The 22468-nt window shown below is 69.4% G+C and carries 13 protein-coding genes; all 13 read left to right on the top strand.

Annotated elements, in window-relative coordinates; all coding sequences use genetic code 11:
* Positions 1–23: 23 nt before the first annotated feature.
* Entirely contained in the window at positions 24–1517 is a 1494-nt protein-coding gene (locus tag ACT53Q_RS01240; RefSeq protein ID WP_476184845.1) for a glucoamylase family protein, read from the top strand.
* Between the two features lie 8 nt (positions 1518–1525).
* Entirely contained in the window at positions 1526–2809 is a 1284-nt protein-coding gene (locus ACT53Q_RS01235; protein ID WP_476184844.1) for a sugar ABC transporter substrate-binding protein, read from the top strand.
* Positions 2806–3684, top strand: coding sequence for a carbohydrate ABC transporter permease (locus ACT53Q_RS01230; protein ID WP_476184843.1), 879 nt, complete (start codon positions 2806–2808; stop codon positions 3682–3684). The genes ACT53Q_RS01235 and ACT53Q_RS01230 overlap by 4 nt, the downstream gene beginning before the upstream one ends.
* A complete protein-coding gene (locus tag ACT53Q_RS01225; RefSeq protein WP_476184842.1) occupies positions 3681–4523 on the top strand; it encodes a carbohydrate ABC transporter permease in 843 nt (280 codons plus the stop codon). Before ACT53Q_RS01230 ends, ACT53Q_RS01225 begins: the two co-directional genes overlap by 4 nt.
* A 136-nt stretch (positions 4524–4659) precedes the next feature.
* Positions 4660–7776, top strand: coding sequence for a discoidin domain-containing protein (locus ACT53Q_RS01220; protein WP_476184841.1), 3117 nt, complete (start codon positions 4660–4662; stop codon positions 7774–7776).
* Between the two features lie 243 nt (positions 7777–8019).
* Positions 8020–9117: an ABC transporter ATP-binding protein gene (locus ACT53Q_RS01215; RefSeq protein WP_476184840.1), complete on the top strand. Its 1098-nt coding sequence runs from the start codon at positions 8020–8022 to the stop codon at positions 9115–9117.
* A gap of 161 nt (positions 9118–9278) precedes the next feature.
* Positions 9279–12782 carry a chromosome segregation protein SMC gene (gene smc, locus ACT53Q_RS01210; RefSeq protein WP_476184839.1) on the top strand — a complete coding sequence of 1168 codons (3504 nt, stop codon included), beginning with the start codon at positions 9279–9281 and terminating at the stop codon, positions 12780–12782.
* Positions 12783–12806: 24 nt separating this feature from the next.
* A complete protein-coding gene (gene zipA / locus ACT53Q_RS01205) occupies positions 12807–13526 on the top strand; it encodes a cell division protein ZipA (protein ID WP_476184838.1) in 720 nt (239 codons plus the stop codon).
* A gap of 189 nt (positions 13527–13715) precedes the next feature.
* Positions 13716–16061: an NAD-dependent DNA ligase LigA gene (ligA, locus tag ACT53Q_RS01200; protein WP_476184837.1), complete on the top strand. Its 2346-nt coding sequence runs from the start codon at positions 13716–13718 to the stop codon at positions 16059–16061.
* Complete coding sequence (gene epmA / locus ACT53Q_RS01195; protein WP_476184836.1) at positions 16058–17038, top strand: EF-P lysine aminoacylase EpmA; 981 nt, start codon at positions 16058–16060, stop codon at positions 17036–17038. The genes ligA and epmA overlap by 4 nt, the downstream gene beginning before the upstream one ends.
* A 109-nt stretch (positions 17039–17147) precedes the next feature.
* Positions 17148–18350: a DUF3011 domain-containing protein gene (locus ACT53Q_RS01190; protein WP_476184835.1), complete on the top strand. Its 1203-nt coding sequence runs from the start codon at positions 17148–17150 to the stop codon at positions 18348–18350.
* An 80-nt stretch (positions 18351–18430) separates the two neighbouring features.
* Positions 18431–19504, top strand: a complete 1074-nt coding sequence (gene mtnA, locus ACT53Q_RS01185; RefSeq protein WP_476184834.1) for an S-methyl-5-thioribose-1-phosphate isomerase — start codon at positions 18431–18433, stop codon at positions 19502–19504.
* 220 nt (positions 19505–19724) lie between these two features.
* Positions 19725–22403 carry a DNA gyrase subunit A gene (gene gyrA / locus ACT53Q_RS01180; RefSeq protein ID WP_476184833.1) on the top strand — a complete coding sequence of 893 codons (2679 nt, stop codon included), beginning with the start codon at positions 19725–19727 and terminating at the stop codon, positions 22401–22403.
* The last annotated feature ends 65 nt before the right edge of the window (positions 22404–22468 follow it).

Genomic DNA, 22468 nt, shown 5'->3' with positions numbered 1-22468 from the left:
GCCGGGCGGGGCGCGGGATTCCGATGGAGCACGCATTGATTCGCAAGGTGTTTCGCATCATCGCCGGGCTGGGAGTGTGCCTTTCTCTCTCCGTGGCCCTGGGTTGCCGTCATGTCCCCGTGGCGGCGCCCGCTCCTGCCCCGGCGTCTTCTTATTCCGGGGGGCGGCCGCTGCCGCCCCTGTTCGACGACATCGAACGTCGGACGTTCGACTACTTCTGGGAAACGACCCCGGCGGACACCGGGCTCGCGCCGGATCGCTATCCCGCGAAGCCGTTCGCCAGCGTCGCCGCGATCGGCTACGCGCTCACCGCGTATCCGGTGGGCGCCGAGCGCGGCTGGATCACGCGCGCACAGGCCGCCGAGCGCACGCGCACGACGCTGCGCTTCCTGCGTGACCTGCCGTCGGGCCCGGAGGCGACCGGCAAGGCGTCGTACCACGGCTTCTACTACCACTTCCTCGACATGCGCGAGGGCCGGCGCTTCGGCACGTGGGTCGAGCTGTCGAGCGTCGACACCGGCCTGCTGTTGATGGGCGTGCTGTTCGCGCAGAGTTACTACGACCGCGACGATCCGGTCGAAACCGAGATCCGCACGCTCGCCGACACGCTGTACCGGCGCGTCGAATGGGACTGGATGCAGCCGCGGCCGCCGGCGATCTCCATGGGCTGGACGCCGGAGAAGGGGTTCATCGATCACGATTGGCGCGGCTACAACGAAGCCATGCTGGTCTACGTGCTCGCGCTCGGCTCGCCGACGCACCCGGTGGCGCCGGAGGCCTGGCAGGCGTGGACCGCGGATTACCCGCGTTCCTGGGGCACGTTCCAAGGCCAGACGCACCTGAGCTTCGGGCCGTTGTTCGGACACCAGTTCAGCCATGTCTGGATCGATTTCCGCGGCATCCGCGATGACTGGATGCGCGCGCACGATCTCGATTATTTCGAGAACAGCCGGCGCGCGACGCTGGCGCAGCGCGCGTACGCGATCGCCAATCCGATGGGCTGGAAGGATTACGACGGTGCGATCTGGGGGCTGACCGCCTGCGACGGGCCGCAGAACACGCGGCAGACGTATCGCGGCCAGGAGCGCGAATTCCGCGGCTACAGCGCGCGCGGCGCGGGGCTGGCCGATGCCTTCGACGACGGCACGCTGGCGCCGGCCGCGGCGCTGTCGTCGCTGCCGTTCGCGCCCGAGATCGTCGTGCCGGTGGCGCAGGCCATGCACGACCGCTACGGCGCGGATCTGTACGGACGCTACGGGTTCGTGGATTCCTTCAATCCCAGCTTCGACTACGACGTTCCGGTCGTGACCGGGCGGGTCGTGCCGGGCAAGGGCTGGTTCGCCGCCGATCACATCGGCATCGACCAGGGTTCGCTGCTGGGCGGCATCGCCAACCATCGCGACGCCCTGATCTGGAACACGATGAAGCGCAATCCCTACATCCGTCGCGGGCTCGAACGCGCCGGTTTCACCGGCGGCTGGCTGGAGACGCCGGCCCCCGCACCGACGTCGCGCTAGGGCAGGGCATGCGTCCGCACGCGATCGCCTGCCTGATGGCGCTCTGCACCCTGCTCGTCGCGGCAGGATGCAGTCGCCGCGACGATCGCACCGTGCTGCATTTCTGGGCGATGGGCCGCGAGGCCGAGGTCGTGGGCGCGCTGATCCCCGAGTTCGAACGCGAGCATCCCGGCGTGCACGTCGAGATCCAGCAGGTGGCGTGGACCGCCGCGCACGAGAAGCTGCTGACCGCCTACGCCGCGGACGCGCTGCCGGACGTGTTCCAGCTCGGCAACACGTGGATGCCGGAGTTCGCCGAGCTGCACGCGCTGGAACCGCTGCAGCCGTACGTCGATCGCTCGAAGGCGCTGACGGCGTCCGACTACTTCCCCGGCATCTGGGACACCAACGTCGTCGACGGCGGGCTGTACGGCATTCCGTGGTACGTCGACACGCGGCTGATCTTCTATCGCAAGGACCTGCTGGCGCAGGCCGGTTTCACCGCGCCGCCGCGCACGTGGGCGGAGTGGGAGACGCAGATGGCGGCGATCAAGCGCCTGCGCGGCCGCGACCGCTACGCCATCCTGCTACCGCTCAACGAATTCGAGCAATTGCTGTCGTTCTCGCTGCAGCAGGACGATCCGCTGCTGCGCGGCAGCCGCAGCAACTTCGACAGCCCCGGCTTCCGGCGTTCGCTGGCGTTCTACGACGGCATGTTCCGCAAGGGCTGGGCGCCGCCGATGTCGGAGACGCAGATCTCCAACGTCTGGGACGAATTCTTCAACGGACTGTTCGTGTTCTACGTTTCCGGGCCCTGGAACATCCGCGAATTCCGCCTGCGCGCACCGCCGGCGCTGAAGGATGCCTGGGGCACCGCGGTGCTGCCCGGGCCGGACGGCCCCGGCGCCGGCATCGCCGGCGGCACCAGTCTCGTCGTGTCGCGGCATTCGCCGCGCAAGGCTGAAGCCTGGGCGTTCATCGAATACCTGTCGCGGCCCGACGTGCAACGGCGCTTCCACGCGGAGATCGGCGACCTGCCGCCGCGGCGCAGCACGTGGGACGACGCGACGCTGCGCGCGGACCCGTACGCGGCGGCGTTCCGCGACCAGCTCGAACGCGTGAAGCCGACGCCGAAGGTGCTGGAGTGGGAGCGCATCGTGCAGGAGATGCGACTCGCGAGCGAACGTGTGGTGCGTGGCGGCGAGCCCGCGGACACGGCCGTGCGCGAGCTCGACGCGACCGTGAACGGCCTGCTCGAGAAGCGTCGCTGGGTCGAAGCACGACGTGCAGCGACGTCGGGAGCGGCCCCGTGAACGCGCGGCTCGCCGCGTGGACGTTCGTGGCGCCGGCGCTGATCGTGCTCGGGGTGTTCTTCGGGTTGCCGGTGCTGGCGGCGCTGCTGCTCAGCCTCAGCGATTTCGATCTCTACGCGCTCGCCGACTGGGACAACCTCCGTTTCGTCGGCCTGCACAACTACGTCGACCTGCTGCAGACGCCGTTGTTCTGGAAGTCGCTGGGCAACACCTTCTACTTCGTGCTGGTCGGCGTGCCGCTGTCGATCGGCACTTCGCTCGGCGCCGCGCTGCTGCTGCATGCGCCGGTCACCCGCTTCCGCGCGTTTTTCCGCACCGCGCTGTTCGCACCGGTGGTGACCACGCTGGTCGCGGTGGCGGTGATCTGGCGCTATCTCTTCCACACCAGCTACGGCCTCGTGAACTGGGGGCTGGGGCATCTCGGCATCGCGCCGGTCGACTGGCTGGGCGATCCGCACTGGGCGATGCCGACGATCATCCTGCTCGCGGTGTGGAAGAACTTCGGCTACAACATGGTGATCTTCCTCGCCGGCCTGCAGGCCATCCCGCAGGATCTGTACGAGGCCGCGCGCATCGACGGCGCGAGCCGCTGGCGGCAGTTCCTGCACATCACGTTGCCGATGCTCGGTCCGGTGCTGATGGTGGTCGGCGTGATCACCGTCGCCGGCTATTTCCAGATGTTCGCCGAACCCTACGTGATGACCCGCGGCGATCCGTTGCAGAGCACGGTCAGCGTGCTGTACTTCATGTTCGAGGAAGGGTTCCGCTGGTGGAACCTCGGCCGTGCGTCCGCGGTCGCGTTCCTGCTGTTCCTCATCATCTTCGCGGTGACCACGCTGATGCTGCGGCTCGGGCGCCGCCGGGGGCTGGCATGAGCGCCGTCCGCACCGTCGGCGATTCGCGTGGGCATGCGCTGCTGGTGCATGCCGCGCTCATCGTGCTGACGCTGCTCAGTCTTGCGCCGCTGCTGTGGATGCTGTCGGTGTCGTTCATGCCGGCCGGCGGCGCCAGCCGCTTCCCGCCGCCGCTGCTGCCCGACGTGCCGACGCTCGACAACTATCGCGCGCTGTTCCTGCGCATCGGCATGGGCGGCTATTTCCTCAACAGCGTGCTGGTGTCCTCGGCGATCACCCTGCTGTCGCTGATGATCAACGCGATGGCCGGCTACGCCTTCGCCAAGCTGCGCTTCGCCGGCCGCGAGCGCATCTTCAAGGCGCTGCTGGCGGCGCTGGTGATCCCGTCGCAGGTGACGATGCTGCCGCTGTTCCTGATGCTGAAGGAAATGGGGCTGGTGAACAGTTACGCCGGCGTGGTGATCCCGGGCCTGGCGTCGATCTTCGGCATCTTCCTCGTGCGCCAGTACGCGCGCTCGATCCCGGACGAACTGATGGAAGCCGCGCGCATCGACGGCGCCGGCGAATGGCGGATCTTCTTCCGCATCGTGCTGCCGATGCTCAAGCCGGTGCTGGTGACGCTGGCGATCTTCACCTTCATGGGCAGCTGGAACGACTTCATGTGGCCGTTGATCGTGCTCACCGACCAGACCCACCAGACGCTGCCGGTCGCGCTCGCCTCGCTGTCGCGCGAGCACATCCAGGACGTCGAGATGATGATGGCCGGCGCGGTGCTGACCGTGACCCCCGTGCTGCTGCTGTTCCTCGCCCTCCAGCGCTACTACATCCAGGGCCTCCTCCTCGGGAGCGTGAAAGGGTGAGCGGCCACGCTTGCGCGGCACTGCCGCGCGTGGCCGCGAACGCCCGTGCATGGATGCACGGGCCGGGCGATCCGCAGCCCGCCACGTTGCGCCACGGACGGCATCGCACACTTCTTCAGCCCGGCACTCGATTCAAATGAAATTCTTCTCCCTTGCATTGTCGTCGCTGCTGCTCCTTTCACCGCCGGCCGCCCACGGCGCCGACAGCAGCAAACTCCTCGACGATTTCTCCAACCCCGCTCCCTGGCGCGTCATCGCCTCCACCCAGGTCACCGGCAGCATTCGTGCCGATGCCGGCGCGCTCTGCCTCGACTACGACTTCAACGGCGTCTCCGGCTACGTCGGCATGCAGCGCGACCTGCCGATGGACTACCCCGACAACTACCGTTTCGACCTGCGCCTGCGCGGCGATTCGCCGGCCAACGACCTCCAGTTCAAGCTGATCGACACCAGCGGCGACAACGTGTGGTGGGTCAACCGGCCGAAGTACGCATTCCCGCACGACTGGACTGCGGTGCGCTACAAGCGCCGCATGATCGGCAAGGCCTGGGGCCCCGGCAGCGATCAGCAACTGCGCGCGAGCGCCAAGCTCGAATTCACGCTCAACAACAGCGCCGGCGGCAAGGGCACGGTCTGCTTCGACGACCTGCGTTTCACCACGCTGCCGGCGGACGTGGCGGCACCGCACATCGTCGCTGCGCAGGCCAGCGCGCATGGTCGCGATGCCGCGAAGACGATCGACGGTGATCCCGCGACGGCGTGGATCGGCGGCAAGGGCGTGCAGCGCCTCATCCTCGATCTCGGCCAGTCGACGGAATTCGGCGGGCTGCGTCTGGACTGGAAGGATCGTCCCGCCGACTACGCCGTGCTGGCGTCCGACGACGGTCGCGACTGGCGCACGCTGCGCACGGTGTCCGGCAGCGACGGCGGCCGCGACTGGATCGCGACGCCCGAATCCGAAGCGCGCTACGTCGCGATCGAAAGCCGCGACAACGCCGCGGAGCTGGTGCAGGCGATGGTCGAGCCGCTGGCCTTCGCGGCCACGCCGAATGCATTCGTCGCCGCGGTCGCGCAGGACCAGCCGCGCGGCCGTTTCCCGCGCGGGTTCAGTGGTGAGCAACCGTACTGGACGATCCTCGGTGTCGACGGCGGCCGCGAGCAGGGTCTGATTGGCGAGGATGGCGCGATCGAGGTCGCGAAGGGCGGGTTCAGCCTCGAACCATTCGTGCGCGTCGACGACACGCTGCTGGACTGGGCCGATGTCGCGACCGCGCAGTCGCTGCAGGACGGCTTCCTGCCGATCCCGAGCGTCGACTGGACGCACGACACCACATCGCTGCGCACGACCGCGTTCGTCGATCGCGACACGACGGGCGAACGCACGCAGATCGTGGCTCGCTACATGCTGTCGAATCCGTCGTCGACGCCGCACGACTACACGCTCGCATTGGCGATGCAGCCGTTCCAGGTGAATCCGCCCGGCCAGTTCCTCAACACCACGGGCGGCGTGAGCCGCATCGCGTCGCTGGAAATCGGCGAGGACGGTGTCGTGCAGGTCGACGGCAAGTCGCGTGTCTACCCGGGGCGTGCACCCGACGCCGCGTTCGCGACCGCGTTCGATGCCGGCATGGCGAGCGTGCATCTCGCGAGCGGCGAATGGCCCGCGACGCATCGCGTCGAGGACGCCACCGGGCTCGCGTCCGGTGCGCTGCTGTATCGCTGGCGCCTCGCCCCGGGCGAATCACGCGAGGTCAGCGTGATCGTGCCGCTCGGCGGTGCGCCGTTCTGCGAGGGCAATCCCTGCAGCGCCGAACAGCGCCAGCGCATTGTCGCCGATGCGTGGCGGGCGAAACTCGGCGCGGTGCGTTTCACCGTGCCGGCGGAAGGGCAGCCGCTGGTCGACACCCTGCGCACCGCGCTGGCGCATCAGCTGATCTCGCGCGTGGGGCCGCGCCTGCAGCCGGGCACGCGCTCGTATGCGCGCAGCTGGATCCGCGACGGCGCGATGATTTCCGAAGCGCTGCTGCGCATGGGCCGGCCCGATGCGGTCCGCGACTATCTCGAATGGTATGCGCCGTACCAGTTCGACAACGGCAAGGTGCCATGCTGCGTTGACGATCGCGGCAGCGATCCGGTGCCGGAAAACGACAGCCACGGCGAGCTGATCTTCGCGATCGCCGAATACGCGCGCTACACCGGCGACGACGCGTTCCTGCGCCGGATGTGGCCGCACGTGCGCGCCGCGTTCGACTACATGGAAACGCTGAGCGCCAGCGAGCGCACCGAAGAGAACCGCGCCCGCGACCCGGCGTTCTACGGGCTGATGCCGGTGTCGATCAGCCACGAAGGCTATTCGGCGAAGCCGATGCATTCGTACTGGGACGACTTCTGGGCGCTGCGCGGTTACAAGGATGCGGTCTGGATCGCGCAGCGGTTGGGCGAGACCGCCGACGTCGCGCGCATGACCGCCGCGCGCGACCGTTTCGCCGGCGATCTCCACGCGTCGCTGCGTGCGGCGACGGCGAAGCACGGCATCGCGTATCTGCCCGGTGCCGCGGAGCTGGGCGACTTCGATCCGACCTCGACTACCATCGGGCTGGCGCCCGGCGGCGAGCAGGCACGGCTGCCGCAGGGCCTGCTGCACGGCACGTTCGAGCGCTACTGGCGCGAGTTCGCGCAGCGCCGCGATGGCCAGCGCGACTGGAAGGACTACACGCCCTACGAGTGGCGCAACGTCGGTGCGTTCGTGCGCCTGGGCTGGCGGGATCGCGCGTGGGAGGCGGTCCGTTTCTTCTTCGCCGACCGCGCGCCGCAGGCGTGGAACCAGTGGGGCGAGGTCGTGTCGCGCACGCCGCGCAAGCCGTTCTTCCTCGGCGACCTGCCGCATGCGTGGGTGGCCTCGGATTTCGTGCGTTCGGCGCTTGACCTGTTCGCTTACGGTCGCGAGGACGACGACGCGCTGGTGCTGGCCGCCGGCATTCCCGCGCGCTGGCTGGACGGCGCGGGCATCGCCATCGACGGTCTGCGCACGCCGCAGGGCGCCCTGGGCTACACGCTGCGACGCACGCCCGACGCGCTGGAACTGACGCTGTCCGCCGACACGCGCCTGCCGTCCGGCGGTGCCGTGCTGCCGTGGCCGCTGGCCGACGTGAAGCCGGGGCGGACCACGATCGACGGCCGCGCCGCGACCTGGCAGGACGGCGCGCTGCGCATCCCGCCCGGTTCGCGTCGGGTGCGGGTGTCGCTGCGTTGAACCGTCGCGACCTGCCTGCCGGCAAAAAAAAGCCCCGACGGGCATGGGCCGCGTCGGGGTGCGCCGTCCCGTGGAGGGGGAGGGGTGGCGTCTGGAAAGGGTGTCGCCGCCGATGCCCGGGGTTCCTCGGTGCCGGCCGCGATGGCATCATGTAAACGGTTACATCAGATTATCACAGGCCCGTCGGTCCGTGCGCATGCCGCCCGCGACCGCACCGGTCCCGCTCCCCGATGAGGATTGCCGATGGCGACGGTCACGCTCGATGGACTCCGCAAGGTCTACCCGGATGGCCACGTCGCCGTGCATGGCGCCGGGTTCGAGGTCGCCGACGGCGAACTGCTGGTGCTGGTCGGGCCCTCGGGCTGCGGCAAGTCCACGCTGCTGCGGATGATCGCGGGGCTGGAGGCGATCAGCGGCGGCACGCTGCGGATCGACGATCGCGTGGTCAACGATGTCGCGCCGAAGGATCGCGACATCGCGATGGTGTTCCAGAGCTACGCGCTGTACCCGCACATGACCGTGGCCGAGAACCTGGCGTTCGGTCTCACGCTGCGCGGCATGCCGAAGGCCGAGATCGCCGCGCGGATCGAGGCCGCCGCGGACCGGCTGGAACTTCGCCCGCTGCTGCAGCGCAAGCCCGCCGCGCTGTCCGGCGGCCAGCGCCAGCGCGTGGCATTGGGCCGCGCGCTGGTGCGCCAGCCGAAGGTCTTCCTGCTGGACGAACCGCTGTCCAACCTCGACGCCAAGCTGCGCGCGTCGATGCGCACCGAGATCGCGCGGCTGCATCGCAGCCTCGGCGCGACGATGGTGTACGTCACCCATGACCAGGTCGAAGCCATGACCCTCGGCCAGCGCATCGTGGTGATGCGGGATGGCGAGGTGCAGCAGATCGACACCCCGATGGCGCTGTACCACGCGCCGGCGAACGTGTTCGTCGCGACCTTCCTTGGCAGCCCGGCGATGAACCTGCTGCGCGGCCGGCTGGCGTCGGGCGAGGGCGGGGCGCTGCTGACCCTGGCCGACGGCCGGGCCGTGCCGCTGCCGGGGCTGGCGGCGGAGCCGGCCTGGTCCGGGCACGACGTCGACGTCGGCGTGCGTCCCGAGCACCTGCTGCCCTGCGGCCCGGGCGAGACCGCCCAGCTGGAGGCCGAGGTCGAAGTGGTCGAGCCCGTCGGCAGCGAGACCTTCGCCTACCTGCGCTTCGGCGCGCAGCCGCTGGTGGCGCGGTTCTCGCCGGAGCTGCCGGTGGCGCCGGGCGGCACAGTCGGTCTGCGCACGGCCCCGGGCCGGCTGCACGTGTTCGACGCCGCGACCGGGACGAGGCTGTCGGCGGCGGGGTGAGTTTCCCGCGTCGCAGCGTTCTATATACTGCGGTGACGATGCGGCACTTGTGTCGCCTCGTCGCCAGCGAAATCAATCGCTTGGCGCTTGTTCCTCAACCGAATCCCTAGCTGCGCCAGCGCCGGTCCGTCCGGTCGGGCCGGTGGAGTTTCCGTCAGCGCATGCGTCTTTCCACGATCAAGCTTTCCGGCTTCAAGTCCTTCGTCGACCCGACCACGCTGCACCTGCCGACCAACATGACGGGCGTCGTGGGGCCGAACGGCTGCGGCAAGTCGAACATCATCGACGCCATCCGCTGGGTGATGGGCGAGAGCGCGGCCAGCCGCCTGCGCGGCGATTCGCTGACGGACGTGATCTTCTCCGGCAGCTCGGCGCGCAAGCCGGTGTCGCAGGCCGCGGTCGAGCTGATCTTCGACAACGCCGACCACACCATCACCGGCGAATACGCCGCATTCAACGAAATCTCGGTCAAGCGCACCGTCAGCCGCGACGGCCAGAGCAACTACTACCTCAACGGCACCAAGTGCCGCCGCCGCGACATCACCGACCTCTTCCTCGGCACCGGCCTGGGCCCGCGCAGCTACTCGATCATCGAGCAGGGCATGATCTCGCAGGTCATCGAAGCCAAGCCCGAGGAACTGCGCGTCTACCTCGAAGAGGCCGCCGGCATCTCCAAGTACAAGGAGCGCCGCAAGGAGACCGAGACCCGCATCCGCCACACCCGCGAGAACCTCGACCGCCTCAACGACCTGCGCGAGGAAGTCGGCAAGCAGCTCCAGCACCTCGCCCGCCAGGCGCGCCAGGCCGAGCAGTACCAGGCCATCCAGGCCGATCGCCGGATCAAGGATGCGGAGTGGAAGGCGCTGGAATTCCGCGTGCTCGACAACCGCCTGCGCGGCCTGCGCGAGAAGCTGTCGCAGGAAGAGACGCGGTTGCAGCAGATCATCGCCGACCAGCGCGAGGCCGAGCGCCGCATCGAGGAAAGCCGCGCCAGCCGCGAGGCCGCCGCCGAGGCGCTGAGCAAGGCGCAGGCCGAAGGCTACGAAGTGAGTGGCACGCTGGCCCGGCTGGAGCAGCAGATTGCGCACCAGAAGGAACTGTCGCAGCGCCTGCAGCGCGCCCGCGACGAGGCGCAGCAGGCGCTGTCGGAGATCGGCCTGCACATCGAACACGACCAGCAGCGGCTGGATACCCTGCGCACCGCCATCGACGATGCCGAGCCGCGCCTCGAAGCGCTGAAGGACGCCGACGCCGACCGCCAGCAGGCGCTGCACGACGCCGAGGCGAAGCTCGCCGACTGGCAGCAGCGCTGGGACCAGCTCAGCCGCGCCCAGGCCGAGGCCTCGCGCGCCGCCGAGGTCGAACGCACCCGCGTCGACTACCTCGACCGCCAGTCGCTGGACGCCGAACGCCGGCGCGAACAGCTGACCGGCGAACGCACCGCGCTGGATCTCGATGCGCTGGCCGAGGCGTTCGCCGGCATCGAACTGCAGCACGAGGAGCGCAAGGCCGCGCTCGACGGGCTCAATCTCGACCTCGACGCGCGCAAGCAGGCCGTCGTCGACCTGCAGGACCAGGTGCGCAACGCGCAGGCCGAACTGGCCGACGTGCGCAAGCAGACGCAGACCGCGCGCGGCCGGCTGTCCTCGCTCGAAGCGCTGCAGAACGCCGCGCTGGGCCAGGAGCAGGGCGCCGCCATGACCTGGCTGAAGGCGCGCGGGCTGGATTCGGCGACCCGCGTCGGCGAAGCGCTGCGCGTGGAATCGGGCTGGGAATTCGCGGTCGAAAGCGCGCTGGGCCAGTTGATCGAAGGCGTGCTGATCGAATCGCCGGAGACGCTGGTCGAAGCGCTGTCGGACCTCGGCGAAGGTCGCCTCGCGCTGGTCGCGTCCGCGGACGGCGACGCCGCGTTCGCGCCGACCTCGCTGGCGGCGAAGGTCGAAGGCCCGCTGGCGATCCGTCGCCTGCTGGCGAAGCTGCACGTGGCCGAGACGCTGGCCGACGCGCGCGCGCTGCAGGCGCGGCTGGGCGAGGGCGAGTCGGTCATCACCCGCAGCGGCGAACGCCTCGGCGAGGGTTGGGTGCGCGTCAGCCGCTCCGGCGCCGCCAAGCAGGGCGCGCTTCTGCGCGAGCGCGAGATCCAGGATCTGCGTGCCGCCATCGACACCCTGCAGCAGCGCGAGGCCGCGCTCGACCAGACGATCGCGTCGTTCCGCGACCGCATGCTCGCCGCCGAGCAGCAGCGCGAGGACGCCCAGCGCACGCTGTACATGGCGCACCGCAACGTGTCCGAACTCGCCGGCCAGTTGCAGAGCCAGCAGGGCCGGCTGGACAGCGCGCGCAACCGCATCGCCAAGATCGACGTCGAGCTCGGCCAGCTGATCGAGGCGATCGACACCGCCGCGCAGCAGGCGAAGGACGCGCGTTCGCGGCTGGAGGAAGCGGTCGAGCGCATGGGCGAACTCGAAGGCGCGCGCCAGCAGCTCGAAGCCGAGCGCCGCACGCTTGCCGACGCCCGCGACGCCGCGCGCCAGGCCGCGCGCGAGTCGCGCGACGCCGCGCACGCGCTGGCGCTGAATCTCGAATCGCAGCGCGCGCAGATCGTCGCGCTGGCGCAGGCGCTGGATCGCATGGGCGGCCAGCGCGGGCAGCTCGACAGCCGCCTCACCGAACTGGCCTCGCAGCTGTCCGAAGGCGACGCCCCGGTGGTCGAACTCGACCAGCAGCGCCAGGTCGCGCTGGAGCAGCGCGTCATCGCCGAGAAGAACCTCGCCGCCGCGCGCGCCGCGCTCGACGGCATCGACAACGACCTGCGCGGCTTCGAGCAGACCCGCCACCAGCGCGACGAGCAGTCGTTGGCCCAGCGCGAGAAGATCGCGCAGCGCCGGCTGGACCAGCAGGCGCTGTCGCTCAAGGCCGACCAGCTCGCCGAGGCGGTGACGTCCGCCGGTTTCGTGGTCGAGGACGTGCTGAACACGCTGGCCGAGGACGCCGATCCCTCCGCGTGGGAGAAGATCGTCACCGACTTCGACGCGAAGCTGCGCCGGCTGGAGCCGGTCAACCTCGCCGCGATCCAGGAGCACGCGGAGGCCGCGCAGCGCAAGGAATACCTCGACGCGCAGGACGCCGACCTCACCACCGCGCTGGAAACGCTGGAAGACGCGATCCGCAAGATCGACCGCGAGACCCGCGGCCGCTTCAAGGACACCTTCGACCGCGTCAACGCCGGCGTGCAGGAGCTGTATCCGCGCCTGTTCGGCGGAGGCCATGCGTATCTCGAACTCACCGGCGAGGACCTGCTCGACACCGGCGTCGCGATCATGGCGCGCCCGCCCGGCAAGCGCGTGTCGAACATCTCGCTGCTGTCCGGCGGCGAGAAGGCGATGACCGCGGTCGCGCTGGTGTTCGCGATCTTCCGGCTCAATCCCGCGCCGTTCTGCCTGCTCGACGAGGTGGACGCGCCGCTGGACGAGGCCAACGTCGGCCGCTTCACGGCGATGGTCAGCGAGATGAGCCAGCAGGTGCAGTTCCTGTTCGTCACCCACAACAAATCCACCATGGAGGCGGCGCACCAGCTCAGCGGCGTCACCATGCGCGAGCCCGGCGTCAGCCGCCTGGTGTCGGTCGATCTGGCCGAAGCCGCGCGCCTGGCCGGTGCCGCCTAACGTTCTTCCGCGAGGTCCCCACCGATGTCCGACATCTGGATGCTGCGAATTGGAATCGTCGTCGCCGGTCTGCTGCTGATGGGCGCGATCTACGTGTTCGGCCGCCCGCGCAAGCCGGGGCAGGGCCGCAAGGTGCGCGACGAGCGCGGCGGCCGCAGCGAGCCGCGGCTCGACGCCGGCGCGCCGCCGCAGTCGATCGATCTCGGCGGCCCGGTGCTGCGTGACGAACTGCCGCCGGAACCGACCGCGCCGCCGCCGTCGGGCCCCGAGGTCGGCAAGCGCGACCGCGAGGAGTTCGACAAGATCGTGACCCTGTACGTCGCCGCGCGCGCCGGCCAGGTGCTGCGCGGGCCGGACATCGTGGTCGCCGCCGAGAAGGCCGGCCTGAGCTACGGCTACATGAACGTGTTCCACCGCCTCGCTGATGGTCGCGCCGACGGCGGCCCGATCTTCAGCGTCGCCAACATCAAGAAGCCCGGCAGTTTCGAGATGGCCGAGATCCAGTCGCTGGAAACGCCGGCGATCGCGTTCTTCCTGACGCTGCCGGCGCCGATCCCCGCGCTCGACGCCTGGGAAAAGATGCTGCCGACCGCGCAGCGCATGGCCGAGCTGCTGGACGGCGTGGTGCTGGACGAGTCGCGCAACGCGATTGGCCGCCAGCGCATCGCGCACCTGCGCGACGAGCTGCGCGCCTACGATCGCCAGCACGAAGCGCCGCCGATCTCGAAGAACACCCGCTGGTAGTTCCTTCTCGGTAGAGCGGCCTGACCAGCCATCCGGCTGTTGAACACCCGGCCGCTACAACTGCTGCCGTGGATCAGCGACCCGAAGGCCGCTCTACCAATCCGCTTCGCCGCACCGTCGCGTCGCCTGCGACGGCGGCATGAGACGATCCTCCGGTTCCGCCCGCCGCCCGGACCACGAGAGCGCACGATGACCGACGCCGCCCACCGCATCGCCGACCTCCGCCGCCGCATCGAGGACGCGAACCACCGCTACTACGTGCTCGACGATCCGTCGATTCCCGACGCCGAGTACGACCGGCTGATGCGCGAGCTGCAGGCGCTGGAAGCCGCGCATCCGGAATGCGCCGACGCCACCTCGCCGACGCAGCGCGTTGGCAACGCGCCGTCGTCGGCGTTCGCGGAAGTGCGGCACGAAATCCAGATGCTGTCGCTCGGCAATGCGTTCACCGATGAGGAAGTCGCCGACTTCGTGCGTCGCATCGAGGAACGCCTCGATCGCGAGCATCCCGTGTTCTCGGTCGAACCGAAGCTCGACGGCCTCGCGATCAGCCTGCGCTACGAGCGCGGCGCGTTCGTGCGCGGCGCCACCCGTGGCGATGGCAGCACCGGCGAGGACGTCACCGCCAACCTGCGCACGGTGAAGGCCGTCCCGCTGCACCTGCGCGGCGACGACGCGCCTGACGTGCTGGAAGTGCGCGGCGAGGTCTACATGCCGCTGGCCGCATTCCGTGCCTACAACGAGAAGGCGCTGAAGGAGGGCGGCAAGGTGCTGGCCAATCCGCGCAACGGCGCCGCCGGTTCGTTGCGCCAGTTGGACCCGCGCATCACCGCGCAGCGGCCGCTCGCGTTCTACGCCTACGCCGTGGGCGTGGTCGAAGGCGTGCAGTTGCCCGCGACGCATTCGGCGACGCTGCAGCGCCTGCGCGAATGGGGGTTCCCCGTCAGCGCCGAAAGCGACGTCGTCACCGGTACCGAAGGCCTGCTCGGCTACTACCGCCGCATGGGCGAGAAGCGCGACCGCCTGCCGTTCGACATCGACGGTGTGGTCTACAAGCTCGACGACTACGCCGGGCAGCGCGAGATGGGCTTCGTCTCGCGCGCGCCGCGCTGGGCGATCGCGCACAAGTTCCCGGCGCAGGAGCAGTCGACCGAGCTGGAGGCGATCGAGATCCAGATCGGCCGTACCGGCGCCGCCACGCCGGTCGCGCGGCTGAAGCCGGTGCAGGTCGCCGGCGTCGTCGTGACCAACGCGACCCTGCACAACGCCGACCAGATCGCGCGTCTCGACGTGCGTATCGGCGACACCGTGATCGTGCGTCGCGCCGGCGACGTGATCCCCGAGATCGTCCGCGTCGTGCCCGAACACCGCAAGCCCGATGCGCAGCCGTGGCAGATGCCCGACGCCTGCCCGGTCTGCGGCTCCGAGATCGTCCGCGAGGAAGGCGAGGCGGTGTGGCGCTGTTCGGGCGAACTCACCTGCGCCGCGCAGCGCAAGGAAGCGATCCGCCACTTCGCCTCGCGTCGTGCGATGGACATCGAAGGCCTGGGCGATCGCTACGTCGAGGATCTGTGCGATCTCGGCTTCGTGCAGTCGGTCGCCGACCTGTACCGGCTCACGCTCGACGACCTGCTGCGCATGAAGCGCGAGGTGGACGAACGCGACGGCACCACGCCGGAGACGGTGAAGGCCGGCAAGGTTGCCACCAAGTGGGCCGAGAACCTGATCGAGGCCATCGACCACAGCCGCACGACCACGCTCGAACGCTTCCTGTTCGCCCTCGGCATCGAGCACGTCGGCGAAAGCACCGCGAAGGCGCTGGCGCTCTGGTTCGGCGACCTAGAATTGATCCGCCATCTGCCGTGGCCGCTGTTCAAGCGCGTGCCCGACATAGGCGGCGAAGTCGCGCGTGCGCTCGGCCATTTCTTCGACCAGCCCGGCAACCAGCAGGTGATCGACGCGCTGCTCGAGCGCGGCGTGCGCATCGCCGACACGCATGCGCCGTCGCCGAAGTTGCGGCCCGAACTGACGCCGGCGACGCTGCTCGTCGACCTCGAAATCCCCAAGATCACCCGCATCCGCGCCGATCAGCTCGCCACCGCGTTCACGGATATCTCGGCGGTGCGCGATGCACCCGAGCATGCTTTCGTGACCGCGGGCCTGCCGGCCGAGACCGCGCAGTCGCTGGTCGCATGGCGCGAGGATCCGGTGCACGCGCAGTTGCTCGCGCGGGCATGCGAGGCGCTGGCGACGCTGCTGGCACGCGTGCCGGAATCGGACGACGCGCCGGCCGGCCCGCTCGAAGGCAAGACCGTCGTGCTCACCGGCGGCCTGTCCGCGATGTCGCGCGACGAGGCCGGCGCGAAGCTCGAAGCGCTCGGCGCCAAGATCGCCGGCAGCGTCTCGAAGAAGACGCATCTTGTCGTCGCCGGCGAAGCCGCTGGCAGCAAGCTCGCCAAGGCGCAGGAACTGGGCATCGAGATCTGGGACGAAGCGCGGCTGCTTGCCTTCCTCGCCGAACACGGCGCGGCATGAACGACTGGCGGCCGAGCGCTGGCCTCGAGGCCCTGCGCCTGCGCGCACGGCTGTACGCGACGATCCGCGCGTTCTTCGCCGAGCGCGGGGTGCTGGAAGTGGAGACGCCGGTGCTGTCCGCCGCGGGCAACACCGACGTCAACATCGCCTCCTTCTCGCTCGAATTCTCCGGACGCACCGAAGGCGGGTCGCGCACGCGCTGGCTGCGGACCTCGCCGGAATTCCCGCTCAAGCGATTGCTTGCCGCGGGCATCGGCGACTGCTACGAACTCGGCCGCGTGTTCCGCGACGGCGAGGCGGGCGGCCGCCACAATCCCGAATTCACGATGCTGGAGTGGTACCGCGTCGGCTGGGACCACCTGCGCCTGGTCGACGAGACCGTGGCGCTGGTGCGCGCGGCGCTGGCGCTGGTCGGCCGCGATGCCGCGGCGACGATCACCACGTTCCGCGATCTGTACCGCGACCGGCTCGGGCTCGACCCGTTCTTCGCGACGGAGCACGAGTTGCAGGCCGCACTCGGCGACGTGCGCATCGATCCGGAAGGCTTGACCCGCGACGATTGGCTCGACCTGCTGATGACGCATCGTCTGCAGCCGACGTTCGCCGCCGACGCGTTGCTGGTCGTGCTCGACTGGCCGGCGTCGCAGTGCGCGCTGGCGAAACTGCGGGTGGGCGAGGGCGGCGATCCGCCGGTCGCCGAGCGCTTCGAGCTGTACCTCGGGCCGCTCGAACTTGCGAACGGGTATCACGAACTCACCGATGCCGCCGAGCAACGGGTCCGCTTCGAACGCGACCGGGCGGTCCGCCGCGAACGCGGCGCAGTCTGCCCGCCGGTGGACGAACGGCTGCTCGCGGCAATGGCCTCCGGACTACCCGATTGCGCGGGCGTCGCGCTGGGCATCGAGCGCCTGCTGATGGCGCTGCTCGGCACGGACCGGATCGCCGACGCGGTCGCGTTCGACTTCTTCCGCTCGTGAAACCGTTTACCTGAACATTCGGCGTTTCCGCGTGGAACTTCCCGGAAAAATTGACCGCCCATTCATGCGGCAAAGTTACAGTGGGGCCACTCATCAAGGGGATGACGCCATGCGCAATGCTTTCGTTCTGGTCTCCTCCGTGCTGCTCGCCGGGCTGGGCGCCCTGCCGGCGCAGGCGCAGTGGAGCAACTACGGTTACAACGGCAACAGCTACGGCAACGTGGTGCGCTGTGAATCCCGCGACGGTCGCATGACCCGCTGCGGCACCTCCGGCGGCGATGCGCAACTGGTGCGGCAGCTTTCCGACAGCGCCTGCATCCGCGGCCGCACCTGGGGCACCGACTATCAAGGCCTGTGGGTGACGGGTGGTTGCCGCGGCGAATTCGATGTCTCCGGTTACGGCAACGGCAGCTATTACGACAGCGGTTATAACGGCGGCGGCTACTACGGCGACGATGACGGATACGGCAGCAACGACGGCCTGTTCCGCTGCGAATCGCGCGACAGCCGCACCACGCGCTGCAACAGTTACGGCAACGCGCGTTTCGTCCGCCAGTTGTCGAACACGCCCTGCGTGCGCGGCCGGACCTGGGGCAGCGATTCGCGCGGCGTCTGGGTCAGCGGCGGTTGCCGCGCGCTGTTCCAGAGCGGCTACGGCAATTACGGCAACGGCGGTTACTACGGCAATGGCGGCTACGGCAACCACGGTGGCAACGATCTCGTCCGCTGCGAGTCCCGCGACAAGCACAGCCATACCTGCAGTCTGGGTTCCGGCCGACGTGGTGAGATCCGCCTGCTGCGTCAGTTGTCGGACACTCCGTGCATCGAAGGCCGGACCTGGGGCCGCAGCGGCAACGGCGTATGGGTGACCGGCGGTTGCCGCGGTGAATTCGTCGTGGAGCGCAATGGTCGCGGCAACGGTGGTTGGCAGCCGCCGCCGCCCCCGGGCCCGCCGCCGGGCGTGTTCGTGAACCCCGCGCCGCAGTCGCGTCCGCTTCCGCCGGGCGTGGGCATCGGCCAGCCAGGGCAGGTGGCGCAGGAAGAACGCCGTTCCGAACGTCCCGCCGTCAACGAAGCTCCGCAGCGCGAGATCGAACGGCCGCGCCCCGAGCAACCTGCGCCGCGCATGCCGATCCGTGAGGCGCAGCCGGCACGGCCCGTCGAAGTTGCACGGGTGGAACCGCCGGGCGGTGCGGCTGCGCAGGCGCCGCGACCGGTCGAATCCGCACCGGCCGAAGCACCGCGCGACCATCCGCGCCTGCGTCAGCGCCAGGAAAACGCCGCTGACGAGCCGGGCCAAGTGACGCCTTGAATCCGGAATTCTGTTCCATCTATCCGAAGACCCGGTCATCGATCGGGTCTTCGTGCATTCGGCACCGTTAAAATGACTGGATGACAAAAGCCATCGACTACGGTCGCTACGACCGAATCCGTCCCATCCGGTGGACGGGCGACGCCCTCGAACTGCTCGACCAGCGCAAGCTGCCGTTCGTCGTCGAATACACGGCCTGCCGCAGCAGCGCGGCGGTCGCCATTGCTATCCATTCGCTGATCGTCCGCGGCGCGCCGGCGATCGGCATCGCCGCGGCCTGGGGCGTGGTGCTCGCCGCCCGCGAACTCGATGCTGCCGACCCCGGCGTGATCACGGCTGCCGAGGCCGCGACCCGGCTGGAACCGGTGATGCAGCAGCTCAACGCCGCGCGCCCGACCGCGGTCAACCTCGCATGGGCCTTGCAGCGCATGCGCCGCTCGCTGACGGTGGGTGGCGACGACTGGCGCTCGGCGCTGTTCCGCGAGGCGCAGGCCATCGCCAGCGAGGATCTCGCTGCCAACCGCAAGATGGGCGGCCTCGGCGCCCAGCTCATCGCCCGCGGCAGCGGCGTTCTCACTCACTGCAACACCGGTTCGCTGGCGACCGCCGGCTTCGGCACCGCGCTGGGCGTGATCCGCGCCGGTGTCGCCCAGGGGCGCATCGAGCGCGTCTTCGCCGGCGAAACCCGGCCATGGCTGCAGGGCGCGCGCCTGACGGTGTGGGAGCTGCAGCAGGACGGCATCGACGCCACCCTGATCGCCGACGCCGCCGCCTCGCACCTGATGAAGACCGGGCAGGTGCAGTGGGTGGTCGTCGGCGCCGACCGCATCTGCGCCAATGGCGACACCGCGAACAAGATCGGCACCTACCAGCTCGCCATCGCCGCCCGCTACCACGGCGTGAAATTCATGGTCGTCGCGCCGTCGTCGACGGTCGACATGGCGACCGCCAGCGGCAGCAAGATCGAGATCGAGGAGCGCGATCCGGGCGAGTTGTTCGGCGTCGGCGGCGTGCGCACCGTGGCCGACGGCATCAGCGCCTGGAACCCGGTGTTCGACGTCACGCCCTCCGAGCTGATCGACGCCATCGTCACCGAGCGCGGCGCGATCGAGCGCCCGAACCGGGTCTCGATGCAGACCTTCTTCGGCAGCTGATCGGCCGCCCTGCGAGGCGGCCCCCGGGCGCGCGCAAGTCCCTGTTCGGGAATGGAAAAACGCCCGCGCAGGGCGTCGCTCCGTGATACAATTCCGCTTTCGCGCGAGGCCTCGCGCGCCGTCCGCCGACGCGATGCGCCGCGACCCCGACAGCCGGGGCGCAGCGGGTCGCGATCGTCCGGCAGCGACGCCTCGCCGCCAACCAGCCGAAGACGTCTGAATGACCGAGCCCGCCAAGGAAATCATCCCCGTCAATCTCGAAGACGAGATGCGCCGCAGCTATCTCGATTACGCCATGAGCGTGATCGTGGGCCGCGCGCTCCCGGACGTGCGCGACGGCCTCAAGCCGGTGCACCGCCGCGTGCTTCACGCGATGAACGAACTCGGCGCGCACAGCAACAAGCCCTACTACAAGTCGGCGCGCATCGTCGGTGACGTGATCGGTAAGTACCACCCGCACGGCGACAGCGCGGTGTACGACACGCTGGTGCGCATGGCGCAGCCGTTCTCGCTGCGCTACATGCTGGTGGACGGGCAGGGCAACTTCGGTTCGATCGACGGCGACAACGCCGCGGCGATGCGCTACACCGAAGCGCGCATGTCGAAGCTCAGCCACGAGCTGATGGCCGACATCGACAAGGACACCGTCGATTTCCAGCCGAACTACGACGAGAAGGAACTGGAGCCGACGGTCCTGCCGACCCGTGTGCCCAACCTGCTCATCAACGGCTCCGCCGGGATCGCGGTCGGCATGGCGACCAACATCCCGCCGCACAACCTGTCGGAAGTGATCAACGCCACCGTCGCGCTGCTGGACGAGCCCGAGATCGACATCGACGGCCTGATGCAGCACATCCCCGGCCCGGATTTCCCGACCGCGGGCATCATCAACGGCGTGGGCGGCATCCACCTGGCGTATCGCACCGGTCGTGGCCGCGTGCGCATGCGTGCCCGTGCCGACGTCGAAGTGGCCGACAACGGCCGCGAGGCGATCGTCGTCACCGAAATCCCGTACATGGTCAACAAGGCGCGGCTGATCGAGAAGATCGCCGAGCTGGTGAAGGAAAAGAAGCTCGAAGGCATCAGCGAGCTGCGCGACGAGTCCGACAAGGACGGCATGCGCATCTACATCGAGGTCAAACGCGGCGAGTCGGCCGAGGTCGTGCTCAACAACCTCTACGCGCAGACGCCGATGGAATCGGTGTTCGGCATCAACATGGTGGCGCTGGTCGACGGCCGCCCGCAGTTGCTGAACCTCAAGCAGATCCTCGAAGCGTTCGTGCGCCACCGCCGCGAAGTGGTCACGCGCCGCACGATCTTCGAACTGCGCAAGGCCCGCGCCCGCGCCCACATCCTCGAAGGCCTGACCGTCGCGCTGGCCAACATCGACGAGATGATCGAGCTGATCAAGTCGTCCGCGAACCCGAACGAGGCCCGCGAGCGCATGCTCGCGCGCACGTGGGCACCGGGCCTGGTGGCGAGCCTGTTGTCGGCCGCCGGCAGCGATGCGTCGCGTCCGGACGACCTGCCCGCCGGTGTGGGCCTGGTCGACGGCAGCTATCGCCTGACCGAGATCCAGGCCAAGGAAATCCTCGAGATGCGCCTGCACCGCCTGACCGGCCTGGAGCAGGAGAAGCTGACCGAGGAATACCGCGAACTGCTGGAGGCCATCCGCGGCCTGATCGAGATCCTCGAAAGTCCCGATCGCCTGCGCGAAGTGATCCGCGACGAACTGCTGGAAGTGAAGCGCGACTACGGCGACGACCGCCGCAGCGAGATCCGCGCCAGCGAGGAAGACCTCGACATCCTCGATCTGATCGCGCCGGAAGACGTGGTGGTCACGCTGTCGCACGCCGGCTACGCCAAACGCCAGCCGGTGACGACCTACCGCTCGCAGAAGCGCGGCGGCAAGGGGCGCAACGCGGCCGCGACGAAGGACGAGGATTTCATCGACCAGCTGTGGCTGGTCAACACGCATGACACGCTGCTCACCTTCACCAGCAGCGGCCGCGTGTTCTGGTTGCCGGTGCACCAGTTGCCGGACGCGGGCCCGAACGCGCGCGGCCGGCCGATCGTGAACTGGCTGGCGCTGGAACCGGGCGAACAGATCCAGGCCGTGGTCCCGGTGCGCGAGTACGACGAGAAGCACTACGTGTTCTTCGCCACCCGCAATGGCACGGTGAAGAAGACGCCGCTGACCGAATTCGCGTTCCGGCTGGCGCGCGGCAAGATCGCGATCAACCTCGACGACGGCGACGCGCTGGTCGGTGCCGCGCTGACCGACGGCGAGCGCGACATCATGCTGTTCGCGTCGAACGGCCGCGTCGCGCGCTTCTCCGAATCGCTGGTGCGCCCGATGGGCCGCACCGCGACCGGCGTGCGCGGCATGCGCCTCGTGGCGCCCGGCGATGCCGAGGCCGACGATGCCGGCGCACCGGACAACGACGGCGATGCCGCGGAAGCGGTGGTCGAGAGTGGTTCGGAAGTGGTGAGCCTGGTCGTGGTCGATGGCGACGGCGACATCCTCACCGCCAGCGAGCGCGGCTACGGCAAGCGCACGTCGGTGGAGGATTTCCCGCGCAAGGGTCGCGGCACCAAGGGCGTGATCGCGATGAAGACCAGCGAGCGCAACGGCCTGCTGGTCGGTGCGATCCAGCTCAGCGACCATCACGAGGTCCTGCTGATCTCCGACGGCGGCACGCTGGTGCGCACGCGCGCGGCCGAGATCTCGCAGGTCGGTCGCAACACGCAGGGCGTGACGCTGATGCGGTTGGCCGAAGGTGAAACGCTGCAGGCGCTGGAGCGTCTGGATGCGTCGCTGGACGAAGACGACGCGGCCGAGGTTCCGGTCGTGCCATCGCCCGAAGGCGATGCGCCGGCCCCGGAGGCTGGTGTCTGATCCCGGCACACGTGCCGAAGCGGCACGACGCACGCACGACAGGCCGCCGAGAGGCGGCCTGTCGC

Source organism: Lysobacter sp. DMC97, assembly GCF_056313745.1.
The sequence above is the reverse complement of the archived record's forward strand: the minus strand, read 5'-3'. Positions and strand labels throughout refer to the sequence as shown.

Coding starts and splice junctions, on each gene's coding strand:
- ACT53Q_RS01240 (WP_476184845.1), top strand. CDS start 24: ATGGAGCACGCATTGATTCGCAAGGTGTTTCGCATCATCGCCGGGCTG.
- ACT53Q_RS01235 (WP_476184844.1), top strand. CDS start 1,526: ATGCGTCCGCACGCGATCGCCTGCCTGATGGCGCTCTGCACCCTGCTC.
- ACT53Q_RS01225 (WP_476184842.1), top strand. CDS start 3,681: ATGAGCGCCGTCCGCACCGTCGGCGATTCGCGTGGGCATGCGCTGCTG.
- ACT53Q_RS01220 (WP_476184841.1), top strand. CDS start 4,660: ATGAAATTCTTCTCCCTTGCATTGTCGTCGCTGCTGCTCCTTTCACCG.
- ACT53Q_RS01215 (WP_476184840.1), top strand. CDS start 8,020: ATGGCGACGGTCACGCTCGATGGACTCCGCAAGGTCTACCCGGATGGC.
- smc (WP_476184839.1), top strand. CDS start 9,279: ATGCGTCTTTCCACGATCAAGCTTTCCGGCTTCAAGTCCTTCGTCGAC.
- zipA (WP_476184838.1), top strand. CDS start 12,807: ATGTCCGACATCTGGATGCTGCGAATTGGAATCGTCGTCGCCGGTCTG.
- ligA (WP_476184837.1), top strand. CDS start 13,716: ATGACCGACGCCGCCCACCGCATCGCCGACCTCCGCCGCCGCATCGAG.
- epmA (WP_476184836.1), top strand. CDS start 16,058: ATGAACGACTGGCGGCCGAGCGCTGGCCTCGAGGCCCTGCGCCTGCGC.
- ACT53Q_RS01190 (WP_476184835.1), top strand. CDS start 17,148: ATGCGCAATGCTTTCGTTCTGGTCTCCTCCGTGCTGCTCGCCGGGCTG.
- mtnA (WP_476184834.1), top strand. CDS start 18,431: ATGACAAAAGCCATCGACTACGGTCGCTACGACCGAATCCGTCCCATC.
- gyrA (WP_476184833.1), top strand. CDS start 19,725: ATGACCGAGCCCGCCAAGGAAATCATCCCCGTCAATCTCGAAGACGAG.